The organism is Desulfovibrio sp., assembly GCF_034006445.1.
In the GTDB taxonomy this organism is placed as follows: domain Bacteria; phylum Desulfobacterota; class Desulfovibrionia; order Desulfovibrionales; family Desulfovibrionaceae; genus Desulfovibrio.
Map to the genome: position 1 here is coordinate 1 of NZ_JAVESS010000023.1, position 11,718 is coordinate 11,718.

Here is an 11,718-nt window from a genome sequence, read left to right on the forward strand (position 1 = left end):
TCCAACTCTCTGCGGTCAGACGAACTGACCTCCGGCGTGGGGCTGCTCAAGGCCGAGATGCGTGCCCTGGGCAGCCGCTTTATGGAGGCGGCCGATGCCTGCCGCGTACCGGCGGGCAAGGCCCTTGCCGTGGACCGTGAGGCTTTTGCCAGGCAAATGAGTCAGTTGGTGGAGTCGGAAGCCAATATACGTCTTGTGCGGCATCAGGTGCAGTCTCTGGACGACGCGGTGCTGGAACCGTTCAGGGGAGAGGGGCGCGCCATTGTCGTGGCTGCTGGCCCGATGGCTTCAGACGGGCTTTCTGCCTCTCTGGCCGGAGTGCTGGGCGAAAAGCACTGCTATTTTTATGACGCCATCGCCCCCATCGTCTGGACGCATTCGTTAAATATGGATGTGGTTTTTCGCGCCTCCCGCTATGGCCAGGAAAACGGCGAGGGCGAGGGCGAAGGCGATTATCTGAACTGCCCCATGAGCCGTGAAGAATATGACGTTTTTTATCAGGCCCTGCTGGACGCCCAAAAAGTGGCTGCACACGAATTTGAGCAGGAAAAACATTTTGAGGGCTGCATGCCCGTGGAGGCCCTGGCAGAGCGCGGCCCCCGCACCCTGACCTTCGGCCCCCTGAAGCCCGTGGGTTTTGTGGATCCCCGCACAGGACGCCGCCCGTGGGCCATTGTGCAGCTTCGTGCCGAAAACGCCAACAGCGACACGTGCAATCTTGTGGGCTGCCAGACCAAGCTGACCCAGGGGGAGCAGGCCCGCGTGTTCCGTCTGGTGCCTGGGCTGGAAAAGGTGGAATTTGCCCGTTTCGGCAGCATGCACAGAAATACCTACGTAAACGCGCCGCAGGTGCTGGCTGAAGATCTGTCGCTCAACGTGCTGCCGGGCGTGTTCCTTGCCGGGCAGATCACCGGCGTGGAAGGCTATGTGGAGTCCGCCGCCAGCGGCCTGTGGCTGGCCCTGCTGCTGGACGCCCGCGCCCGTGGGATTACGCTGCAAAATCCCCCGGCTGAAAGCGCCCTTGGCGCCCTGATCAACCATTTGCGCACACCTGTCAAGCGTTTTCAGCCGTCCAACGCCCATTTCGGCCTTATGCCGGAGTTGGGCGAAAGGGCGCGCAAAAAAGACCGCAAGGCTCTATATTCCGCCCGCGCTCAGGAAGCCTTCGGTTTGTGGCTTCAAGAGGCCAGGGCCGCCGGGTTGGTCTGAGTCTCCTCAGAAGGGAGCAAGCCGTGAAACGCTTTGTGGTGGAGGGACCCTTTTGTAAAAGGGTCTCCTCCCCCACGCCCCCACCCCCTAAAACTTTTATATTAGAGCAATTTCACTAGCGATGCTGTCGCCAGCCGTAGCGATGCTGTCGTGCCCCGTAAGGCGGTTCCCGCCAACGGTTCAGGCAAGCCCGCAGGAGCGGGAAACGGCTACCGCGAGAATGGGTATTCTCAATGCGCAAATGCTCCAGAGCCTGTTAACTTTGGCAAAAGTTAACAGGCTTTAACGTTGCACGAGAGTACGGCGCGTCGCAACCGGGTGTTGATTCAGTCGGAAATTGCGATTCTCGGCTGAATCAACACGCTGAAATGTTTTACATTTCAAAGTTGATCTGGCCAGACATAGTACAGCGAGAGTACGGGTTTGAAGCGGTGGTGGGGGAGTAACCGCGCCTTTCAGGGGTTGCAACTTTCAAAGGGCATCCCTCTGCGTCCACAAAAGCGAACGCCGTCAGGTGGTATTTGGGGCTCTTTGGCTCTGCATGCCGTCGGGCGGCAATTTTTGTCGCAACGTTTGTCGCAATTTTTGTCGCAAACGGGGCGCGGGCGGCGCACGTCCGCAGCGCAGAAGCTCAGTTTGAGGGGGGGATGTCCAGCTTTGCCGCCTTGCGCCGCGCCAGCAGCAACCGGATATGGCCTCCCAGCATGATAAGCACCACGGAGGCGGCAATGAGCACAATGCCCAGCAAAAGCGGCAGGCTGAAAGGCTCCCTGAAAACCAGTATGCCCACGATAACGGCGGTAACCGGCTCCAGGACGCCCAGCACCGACGTAAGGGTGGAGCCGATGCGCTGCACGGCCAGAATGAGGGTGTAGTTGGAAACTACGGCGGTGATTACGGCCAGCAGCAGGGCCAGCGCCAGTTCCTTCCAGCTGCTCAGCAGTTGAAAGCTGCCGAAAGCCAGAGAATTGACCAGCGAGCAGAGCGCGCCAAAGGCCATGACATAGAAGGTCAGCATAAGACCGGTGACATTGGTGATGCGCGCAGCGTAAATGCTTGTGATGTAGATGGCGTTGCACACGGCCGAAGACAGCGCCAGCATGAGGCCAAAGGCGTTAATGCCCGTGGCGCTTCCCGCAGAGCTTCCCCCTGCCGGAGTTCCATTGCTGATCAGGTATACTCCGGCGATGGCAAGAACCACGGCCACAGCCGTGATCCAGGAAAAACGCTCGTGAAAAAAGGCGATCATGATGAGCATGACCATGACGGGATAGGAAAATTGCAGCGTGGCCACGACGCCGCTGGGCAGATGCGTAAAAGCCTCAATGAAGAGCAGAGCGGCCAGGGTGTACATAAGGCTCATGCCCGCCAGCTTGAGCAGGTTGCGCCCAGACGTGTGAAAGCGCTCGCCGCGCGCTATGAGAAAAAGCCCCAGTACGACGGTAGCTATGAAAAAACGGTAAAAAAGCACGGTGGCAGGAGAAAGGCCCTGAGCCATGAGCGGCAGGCTGAACAGGGGGATGAGCCCGAAGGCGGCCGAAGAGAGCAGACTGTAAAAAAAGCCCATGACATCCTTCTTTATGCGCAGGTGCGCGTATCTTGAATATCGAATAAAGTAAGTTATGGCAATGGGTTGGAGATCTGGGAAAAGATTGTGTTTGTCTGCTTTTTCACGTGGTTACCGATGCAAGGGCTGATAAAAAAGGCCCGTCTGCTGCAGTGCAGAACGGGCCGTATGTGGACATTCGGGGTATGTCGTCAGGGAAGGTATGGGGCATCGGCCGTAAAACAGGCCAAATCTCCCCTGGACGCAGCGGTGTGCCGCGCCAAAATTGCTGGCATGAGTGTGCTTGCTGCCCTAGCGGGACTGGTCAAGCACCACTTCTGCCTCGGGGTGAGCCTGGCGCAGGGCCTCATGCATGGCGGCGGCGTCAGCAAACGCGCGGAAGGGCCCGATGCGTTCGTCGCCCATGGCCGCGCTGTAGTGCACATAGTAGGCCAGATCCGCTTGCAGGGGAGTGCCGCTTTCATCGCTGACGACTTCAAGCTCCACCTTGCCAACGCCGCGCTGGCCAAGATCAAGCTGCTTGGCGGCGGCAAAGGAAAGGTCGATGATGCGGCCGCGCACAAAGGGGCCACGGTCGGTCACGCAGACCATGACGCTTTTGCCGTTTTCCTGATCGGTTACCCGCACGACAGTGCCCATGGGCAGGGTGCGGTGGGCGGCGGTGAATGTATACATGTCATAGCTGAGGCCGCTGGCAGTGGCGCCGCCGTGCGAATCACGGCCGTACCAGGATGCCTTGCCGGAAAAAACTTCACTTTCCTGGGCGCGCTTGAGCCAGATGTCGCGGCTGTCGGTGCCCTGTTCGGAAACCTGCTGAGCTTTCGCTGAAGATTTTGCGGCCTTGCGGCTTTTGGACGATTTGTCCGATCTGTCGGACTTGGCCGACTTGCCGGACGAGGATGCTTTTTCAGATTTGTCTGAAGATTCTGATTTTTTTGACTTTTCAGACGTGCCTGAGCGCGATTCGGACTTCTGTGGTTTTTTTGAGGCGGCAGAAGCGGATACACCGGAGGAGGTATTGTCAGAAGGAGAGCTTGCTGAAGCCGCGTCGGCTTTCATGGGGGCGGTCAACAGCATACATGTGACCGCAACAGCCAGCATGGAAGGCCAGCGTGAATACTTCATGATCATTCCTTGGTTACTGTTCGAGGCTGCCCGGCTAAGCGGACGGATCACGCCCGTGATCCTGACCCTGGAGACCTCCGATGACGGTAGATGCGCCTTGCGCCCTGAACCTGTCAGTCTCAATCAGGGAGTGCCTTTTCTTGGTGCCAAGAATATACAGTAATAAAAACTGCGGTGTCAAACTGATAAAATTTTTTATTACAGCTAGTTAGCGTAAAACTTTTTCTAGACAATCACTAGAAAGGTCACAATTGGCAAAAATTACCATTTGCAGGGTCGAGATCCGCAACCCTGACGAAGGCAAAAAATGGGCAAAATTCTTGGTCTGAGCAGAGGATTTTTTGACGTGACACGCAGGGCAAGCATTGAAAAAAGCCTCTGCGCTGAAAACCAAAACTGGTAGTCAACTGAAACACGAACAAAAGTTTTAGGGGGTGGGGGTGTGGGGGAGGGGACCCTTTTGCAAAAGGGTCCCTCCCCCACAAAGCACAGCGTATGTTCCTATTGCTATGGAATCCCTAATTAAAGAGCCTCCTGGAAACGCGCAGTTATTTCGTTTGGCAAGGCGCGCTCTTTTTTTGAAGCAGGAGTGGACTCTTCCGTCCTCGACTGTTTCAAAAAAAGTGACGCAACGCCGCCAAACGGAATAAATCAGCGTTTCCCTAGATGTCGCTCTGGGGCGGGCGCTGGAGCAGCCGCTCCAGAGAGGCCGTGGCCTCTTCCCCGGTCAGGCCCTGGCGCGGGGCCAGTTGGGGCAGGTTTTCCACTGCGTCGCAGGGGCGCACATACAGGGGTTCAATGTCCTTGTCGTCAAATTCGCCATGGCGGGCCAGCAGGCACAGTGCATTGATGTCAGGCGTTACCAGTTCGTCCAGCGTGATAATGGGCGCGCCTTCGTCGGCCTTGGGGCCTGTGCCGTCCAGGGCGGGACGCATCAGATCCAGCGGGCAGAAAACAGCGGCGTTGCGTGAAAGGCCGCTGCCGCAAACCCAAATGGTGCGGCTGCCTGCGGGTACGCCGTCGGGCAGGGGAGCCGTGCGGCTGGTCACGATGCGCTTGAGGGCGTCCTCCGGGGAGCACAGATCCACAGTGCTGCTGGGCTGCGTCGGAATCATGGGGCCGTAGGACAGAAAAGACTGGCAGTGTACGAGGTTGCGCCTTGCGTGGGTCAGCACCCAGATGGTCGCTCCGAAAAGGAGCTGCCCGCGCAGCGCCACAGTTGTGGCAAGGGCCTGCATGTAGTCCAGCCCGGTGACGGCGGCCTTGCCCGTTCTGCGCAGGGCGGCGGTTGTCGCCAGAACAAGCCGTATGCCTGTGAAGGAGCCCGGCCCCCGCACGCAGGCGATGCGGCGGAAGCTGGTGGGTTTTATGTCCAGAGCGGCGCAGAGGCCTTCCAGCGCGGGAGCGAGAATTTCCGTGGCGCGGTCGGCTCTGTGCCATTGCTGGGAGCACAGCGTTTTTTCATCGTCGGTAACGACGATTTGCAATACGCCTTCAGCCGCGTTGAGGATAAGCTCGAGTCCGGTGGAATATTGGCTCACGATCCGCTCCCGAACCAGCCAGCGCTTTTGACGATGCGCCAGAGGTCATTGTAGGTGGCCAGCAGCATGAGGGCGACCAGCAGGGCCAGACCGGCCCGCATGGCGTATTCCTGCACCCTGGCGTTGACCGGGCGGCGGAAAATCATTTCCCACAGGCAGAAGACGATCTGGCCGCCGTCAAGCACGGGAATGGGCAGGAGGTTCAGCACCCCCAGGTTGATGCTGATGAGCGCGGCCAGGGCCAGCAGCCCGGCTATGCCTTCATGGGCCTGTTTGCCCACCATCTGCATGATCATGATGGGCCCGCCCACCTGATCCAGGGGAACCACCCTTTCAACCAGTTTTACAAAACTTTTCCAGGTCAGGGCAAGCATATCCGAAGCCTGGGACGCGCCTGCCGCAGCCGAACCCCAGAATCCGTGCTGCACAAGGCGCACCGCGCCCGTGTTGCGTATGCCCACAAGCCAGGCTTTTTCATCTTCGCCGAAGATGGTTTTTCTCACGGACATTTCAGGCCGGATTTCAACGGTCATGATGCTGGGAGGGGGGCTGTCCTGGCCGGACGCGGCGTCTGTCGGAGTACCGTCCTCGCCTGCCGCACCTTCCGCTCCATTGGCGGCGGCCTTGTGGGGGCGCTCAAGCACAACGCTGAGCGGCTGCCCGTTGCTGCGGGCAATGGCGCGGGTCATGTCGTCCCACGCAACGATGGGCTGGCCGTCAATGCGCACGATGGTGTCGCCAGCCTGCACGCCAGCCTTGGCTGCGGGGCCGTTTTCCACCAGTCCGCCCACCTGCGGCAGCAGCAGGGGCGTGCCCCAGCCAAAGGCCAGAATCCAGCACAAGAGCCATGCCAGCAGCATGTTGGCCACGGGGCCAGCGGCCACAACCAGCAGGCGCTGCCAGGCTGGCCGCAGCGAAAAGCTTTCTTCCCGCGTGAAGCCCTCGGGCAGTTCGCTGTCCTCCTGCTCGCCCACCAGGGCTACGTAGCCGCCCAGGGGAACCAGGGACAGGGCGTATTCGGTCTTGCCCCACGTGCGCTTGAGGATTTTGGGGCCAAAGCCCAGAGAAAAGGTGGAAACTCCCATGCCCAGGCTGCGGGCCACGGCAAAATGCCCCAGTTCGTGAAAGAAGATAAGGCCGCCAAGAACAAGGGATACAGCTATTATGGTTATCAGCATGCGGATTCTCCGTCGCGGGCAAGGGTGCGTACAAGCTCGCGGCTCTGGCGGTCAAGGCGCGTGAGGCGCTCCGCCAGGGTATGGGCCTCGCTTTTCAGGGCGGCCATGCGGTCAAAAGGCATGGCCGCGCCCTGTTCAAGCGGGGCACAGAAAGGCTGGTGGCCGGGCTCGCTGGCGTCATGCGCCTTGAGGGCGGCCCCGATCAGCCGGGGTATGTCAAGGAAGGCGCAGCGGCCTTCAAGAAAAAGCTCCACAGCGGCCTCATTGGCCGCATTGAGAACAACACAGCGCCCGCCCCGCAAAGCAAGGGACTGGCGCGCCAGATCAAGACAGGAAAAAACCTCGGTATCCGGCTCATGAAAGGTCAGGGCCGTGGCCGTGAGGTCAAGGGGCGGCACGTCCACTGGCAGGCAGCGCGGCCAGAGCAGGCAGTTGGCAATGGCCAGGCGCATGTCCGCAGTGCCGAGCTGCGCCAGTTGCGTGCCGTCTTCAAATTCCACCAGCGAATGGATCGCCGACTGCGGATGCACCAGAACCTTGATGCGTTGGGCGGGCGTGCCGTAGAGGTGATAGGCCTCGATAACCTCAAGGCCTTTGTTCATAAGCGTGGCGGAATCTATGCTTATCTTGGCTCCCATGCTCCAGTTGGGGTGCTTGAGCGCCTGCGCGGGGGTGATATCCCGCAACTCTTCACGGCTGCGGCCACGAAAAGGCCCGCCGCTGGCCGTGAGGATAAGGCGCTTCACTTCCTGCCCGCGTCCGGCAAGGCACTGGAAGATGGCGTTATGTTCCGAATCCACGGGCAGGATGACGGCCCCGGTGCAGGCGCAGATGCGGCGCACCAGATCGCCAGCCAGAACCAGCGATTCCTTGTTGGCAAGGCAGATGACCTTGCCCGCCAGTGCGGCGGCCAGGGTGCCGTCCAGCCCCGCCGCGCCGACCTGGGCCGAAAGCACGGTGGAGGCTTCGGACAGGGCGGCCATGTGGGCGTAGCCCTCGCGTCCCACCAGAATGGTCGGGGCATAGCCCTGCGGCAAAAGTTTTTTGAGCCCGGTGGCGGCAGCTTCGTCCAGCACTGCCAGATACGGCGGCCGCCAGCGGGCGGCCTGTTCGGCCAGGCGTTCGATCTGGCGGGCGCAGGCAAGCCCGACAATGCGGAAAGCCTGTGGATGGCTCGCAACCACGGCCAGAGTGCTGCGCCCGATGGACCCGGTGGAGCCCAGTATGCACAGGCTGCGCGGCCATGCGCCGTTCCATGCGGCATCTGGCGGGCCGGAAATATAGTCTATGGAAGGGCCGCCCTGACCCGGCCAGAGTTGTGCCATGTCTGCATCCTGTCTGTTGCCGCCGTGATGGGAACCTGCTGCCATGGGCAGGCGGCATGCCCATGTGTAAAAATAGATCCGGCGCTGGAAAATTCAAGCGGCCCTTGAGCCGGGCCGCTGTAAAAAATCGTTTTTCCCGCGTGGCGTAGCGCAAACTTTTTTGCAGCCTCAGCCCGCAAACCCGTCGCTGCCGAACCACGGCCACGGGGCTGGAACAGTAAAAGTGAAGCAAGGCCGCCAATAGAAATAAATCAGCGTTTCCTTAGACAGTGTCGTCACGAGCGCCTTTTCAGGCATCTCTGCGTCGAACTTCGCCCTTTATTCCGGTCGAGTACCATCAGAGTACACTCCCTGCATAAAAGGCTTGTTCTCCTTGATATGACTGAAAATTCATCTCGTGACGACACTGTCTAAAAGAAGAAAAACCACTGGTCCACAACAGCCACCATGGGCATGGCGAACAGCAGGCTGTCGGCCCTGTCCAGAACACCGCCGTGACCCGGCAGCAGGTGGCCGGAATCTTTCACGTTGACCGAGCGCTTGAGGGCGGATTCAAAAAGGTCGCCCACCTGGGCAAAGGCGTTTACCGCAATGCCCAGAAGCGCAAAGGAAAACCAGCCTGTCTTGCCGAAGATCTGTCCGTAGACGGCGCAGAATATGACGCAGGCCACAAGGCTGCCCACCGCGCCCTCGGAGCTCTTTTTGGGGCTGACGCGGGGCCACAGCTTGTGATGCCCAAAGCGCGTGCCGACAAAATAGGCCGCCGTGTCGGAAATGGCCACAGCGGCTATGACAAAGATGAGCTTGGTGGTGGAAAGATAGGTGGCAGGCAAGAGCAGCAGGGGGATATAGGCCAGACCAGCCATAAATATGCCACTGGAAACAAAGGCGTTTTCTTCTTCAAGCACGTCCCACCGAAAAAGAAAGCTCATGGCTGAAAGCACGAAACCCGCGCCAAGAAACACAAGGGCGTCTTGGGGGCGGTGCATCCAGGTCAGGCACAGCATGCCCCAACCAAGGGCAATGGCGCAAACGCGGCTGGAGATGCGCCCGTTGGGCCCCCAGAAAAGCGAATAGAATTCCCACAGGCCCAGGGCTGAAACCAGCAGAATGAAGAACAGCAGGGGCCAGCCCCGCAGCCAGAGCACCAGCAGCAGCACTGCGGCCAGAGCCACGCCTGTTATGATGCGTCGAAAGTCGATGGGATTGGCGGTGGGTTCAATGGGCATCAATTTGCTCCTGTGTTTTGCCAAAGCGGCGCGAGCGCGCGGCATAGGCTTCCAACGCCAGGCGCAGTTGCGCGGCGTCAAAATCTGGCCAGGGTGTCGGAGTGAAATACAGCTCACTGTAGGCGCACTGGTAAAGCAGGTAGTTGCTCAGGCGCTGCTCGCCGCTGGTGCGGATGAGCAGGTCCGGGTCAGGTTGCCCGGCCGTGTAGAGACGCTGCGCCAGGCTTTCCTCGGTGACGTCTTCTGGCTGCACGCCCTCGCGCAGAAAAGACCGCACAGCGCGGACCAGTTCGGCTCTGGAGCCGTAATTGAGAGCAAGATTCAGGGTCATGTGCGGCCCCGGAGCGGTGCGCTTTATGGCGTGGCGCAGGGCCGTGCGCTGGGCCAGCGGCAGGCCGTCCAGATCGCCCAGCACCTTGAGGGCAATGCCCTGTTCTTCAAGGCGGGGCAGTTCCTGGCGCAGAAAATCCAGCAGCAGGGCGAAGAGGGCGCTTATTTCCGTCTTGGGGCGGTTCCAGTTTTCACTGGAAAAGGTATAGAGCGTCAGGTGGCGTATGCCAATTTTGCGGCATTCGGTAACAACGGCGCGCACGGCTTCAGCGCCAGCCTTGTGCCCGGCCTCGCGCGGCAGGTTGCGGGCCTGTGCCCAGCGTCCGTTGCCGTCCATGATGATGGCCAGGTGCGTGGGCAACAGTTCGGGCAAAAGCTCCGTCGGCGGCCCGGCCTGCGGGGCGGGGTCCGTGTCTGGCGTCCGGCTGGGAGGCTGGCCGGACGGGGGCGTGCTTTGTTGCGTCATACTTTCAGCCTGTAGGGAAAAATCCCTGAGGTATTGGCCCGCCCGGTTCCGCGTCAGATACAGTCCGGCGGGACAGGCGAACCGTGCCGCAGCCCGCCCCGTCCTCAATGAACGCGGCGGGCCACGGCCCGTAGCGGGACTATCCGTTTTTCAACGTGAAAATGCCAGAAGGAAGCACTGATTAAAGAGCTCCCTGGAAACGCTGATTTATTCCGTTTGGCGGACTTGCTTCACTTTTTTTAAACAGTAGAGGACGAAAGAGTCCACTCCTGCTTCAAAAAAAGATTGCGCCTTGCCAAACGAAATAACTGTTCGTTTCCTAGATTTCCATTATTTCCTTTTCTTTGGCAGCGCACTTTTTGTCCACATCAGCCACGTACTTGTCCGTGAGCTTCTGCACATCCTCGGTGGCGCGCTTCTGGTCGTCTTCGGTAATAACCTTGTCTTTTTCCAGCTTTTTCAGGCCGTCGTTGGCGTCGCGACGCACATTACGCACCGCCACCTTGGCGTCTTCACTGTATTTGCGCGCCACCTTGCTCAAATCTTTGCGGCGCTCTTCGGTCAGAGGGGGCATGACAATGCGGACGACCTTGCCGTCGTTGACAGGCGTAAGCCCAAGATCTGACTTGAGAATGGCCTTTTCAATAAGGGCTATGCCGCCCTTGTCCCAGGGCTGGATGGTCAGGGTGCGGCTGTCGGGCACGGCTACCGAGGCCATCTGGCTGATGGGCGTGGGGGTTCCATAGTAGTCGGCCTTGATGCCGTCCACAAGGGCGGTTGTGGCGCGTCCCGTGCGCAGTTTGGCAAACTCGCGGTCAAGAGCGGCAAGGGCTTTTTCCATGCGGTCTTCGGCATCGAGAAGGATGCTGTCGATATCCATAAATATTCTCCTTGGGGCTGCGGCCTGCGGCCTGTTCCTGGGGGGATGGCGCTGCGCCTCCCTTGGTAAAAATCTGATGCGGGCTGACACGTAGACTGCCAGACCGCACGGCGCGGGCCTGACTGCCGCGCCGCAGAATGCATCAGGCGTTGCGTACTATGGTTCCCACAGGCTCGCCCATGACGGCACGCCTGATGTCGCCGCCAAGCATGCGGCAGACGATGATGGGCACATTGTTGTCACGCACCAGAGCAAAGGCTGTGGCGTCCATCACGCCGAGGTGGCGGGACAATGTTTCATCATAGGTGATGGTTTCAAATTTTACGGCGTCGCTGAATTTGGTGGGGTCCTTGTCGTAGATGCCGTCCACCTTGGTGCCCTTGATGATGGCGTCGCACTTCAGTTCCATGCCGCGCAGCGCGGCCGTCGTGTCGGTGGTGAAGTAGGGGTTGCCCGTGCCTGCGGCGCAGATGACCACGCGGCCCTTTTCCATGTGGCGCAGGGCGCGGCGGCGGATGAAGGGCTCGCAGACTTCCTGCATGGTGATGGCGGAAAGCACGCGGGTGGGATAGCCCTGCTTTTCAAGCATGTCCTGTACGGCCAGGGCGTTGAGCACTGTGGCCAGCATGCCCATATAGTCGGCTGACGAGCGTTCCATACCCTTGGCGGAGCCGGAAAGCCCGCGAAAGATGTTGCCTCCGCCGATAACCAGGGCCATTTCCACGCCCATGGCAAGAACAGTGCCGATTTCGCGGCATATTTCGGCCACGGTTTCAGGGTCGATGCCCGTTTTATTGGAGCCCGCAAGGGCCTCGCCGCTCAGTTTGAGCAAAATTCGCTTGTATGTCGGTGACATATGTCCGCCTTC

The 11,718-nt window shown here is 59.9% G+C and carries 10 protein-coding genes; 1 reads left to right on the top strand and 9 read right to left on the bottom strand.

The features are described 5' to 3' along the window. On the top strand, positions 1-1,209 hold a 1,209-nt coding region (trmFO, locus tag RBR41_RS12960), incomplete at its 5' end, for a methylenetetrahydrofolate--tRNA-(uracil(54)-C(5))-methyltransferase (FADH(2)-oxidizing) TrmFO (protein ID WP_320353053.1). A 631-nt stretch (positions 1,210-1,840) separates the two neighbouring features. Here the strand turns inward: trmFO and RBR41_RS12965 are convergent. The 9 genes from RBR41_RS12965 to pyrH all read right to left on the bottom strand — a co-directional run bounded on the left by RBR41_RS12965 (position 1,841) and on the right by pyrH (position 11,706). After that, a complete protein-coding gene (locus RBR41_RS12965; RefSeq protein WP_320353054.1) occupies positions 1,841-2,776 on the bottom strand; it encodes a DMT family transporter in 936 nt (311 codons plus the stop codon). Between the two features lie 291 nt (positions 2,777-3,067). After that, positions 3,068-3,901, bottom strand: coding sequence for a septal ring lytic transglycosylase RlpA family protein (locus RBR41_RS12970; RefSeq protein ID WP_320353055.1), 834 nt, complete (start codon positions 3,899-3,901; stop codon positions 3,068-3,070). A 662-nt stretch (positions 3,902-4,563) separates the two neighbouring features. Continuing rightward, entirely contained in the window at positions 4,564-5,442 is an 879-nt protein-coding gene (tsaB, locus tag RBR41_RS12975; protein WP_320353056.1) for a tRNA (adenosine(37)-N6)-threonylcarbamoyltransferase complex dimerization subunit type 1 TsaB, read from the bottom strand. After that, positions 5,439-6,620 (bottom strand): M50 family metallopeptidase, encoded by a 1,182-nt coding sequence (locus RBR41_RS12980; RefSeq protein ID WP_320353057.1) that lies wholly within the window; start codon positions 6,618-6,620, stop codon positions 5,439-5,441. Before RBR41_RS12980 ends, tsaB begins: the two co-directional genes overlap by 4 nt. Further along, complete coding sequence (gene dxr, locus RBR41_RS12985) at positions 6,614-7,945, bottom strand: 1-deoxy-D-xylulose-5-phosphate reductoisomerase (protein WP_320353058.1); 1,332 nt, start codon at positions 7,943-7,945, stop codon at positions 6,614-6,616. The genes RBR41_RS12980 and dxr overlap by 7 nt, the downstream gene beginning before the upstream one ends. Positions 7,946-8,355: 410 nt before the next feature. Continuing rightward, positions 8,356-9,174, bottom strand: coding sequence for a phosphatidate cytidylyltransferase (locus tag RBR41_RS12990; RefSeq protein ID WP_320353060.1), 819 nt, complete (start codon positions 9,172-9,174; stop codon positions 8,356-8,358). Then, positions 9,164-9,970 (bottom strand): polyprenyl diphosphate synthase, encoded by an 807-nt coding sequence (gene uppS, locus RBR41_RS12995; protein ID WP_320353061.1) that lies wholly within the window; start codon positions 9,968-9,970, stop codon positions 9,164-9,166. The genes RBR41_RS12990 and uppS overlap by 11 nt, the downstream gene beginning before the upstream one ends. Positions 9,971-10,289: 319 nt before the next feature. After that, positions 10,290-10,850, bottom strand: a complete 561-nt coding sequence (gene frr / locus RBR41_RS13000; protein ID WP_320353062.1) for a ribosome recycling factor — start codon at positions 10,848-10,850, stop codon at positions 10,290-10,292. Between the two features lie 142 nt (positions 10,851-10,992). Further along, on the bottom strand, positions 10,993-11,706 hold the full coding sequence (gene pyrH, locus RBR41_RS13005) for a UMP kinase (protein ID WP_320353063.1): 714 nt from the start codon (positions 11,704-11,706) through the stop codon (positions 10,993-10,995). Between the last annotated feature and the right edge of the window lie 12 nt (positions 11,707-11,718).

Bases quoted from the DNA above. Each gene is read 5' to 3' on its own strand.
- uppS (WP_320353061.1), bottom strand. From the start codon at position 9,970: ATGACGCAACAAAGCACGCCCCCGTCCGGCCAGCCTCCCAGCCGGACG.
- pyrH (WP_320353063.1), bottom strand. From the start codon at position 11,706: ATGTCACCGACATACAAGCGAATTTTGCTCAAACTGAGCGGCGAGGCC.
- dxr (WP_320353058.1), bottom strand. From the start codon at position 7,945: ATGGCACAACTCTGGCCGGGTCAGGGCGGCCCTTCCATAGACTATATT.
- RBR41_RS12980 (WP_320353057.1), bottom strand. From the start codon at position 6,620: ATGCTGATAACCATAATAGCTGTATCCCTTGTTCTTGGCGGCCTTATC.
- RBR41_RS12990 (WP_320353060.1), bottom strand. From the start codon at position 9,174: ATGCCCATTGAACCCACCGCCAATCCCATCGACTTTCGACGCATCATA.
- RBR41_RS12965 (WP_320353054.1), bottom strand. From the start codon at position 2,776: ATGGGCTTTTTTTACAGTCTGCTCTCTTCGGCCGCCTTCGGGCTCATC.
- frr (WP_320353062.1), bottom strand. From the start codon at position 10,850: ATGGATATCGACAGCATCCTTCTCGATGCCGAAGACCGCATGGAAAAA.
- RBR41_RS12970 (WP_320353055.1), bottom strand. From the start codon at position 3,901: ATGAAGTATTCACGCTGGCCTTCCATGCTGGCTGTTGCGGTCACATGT.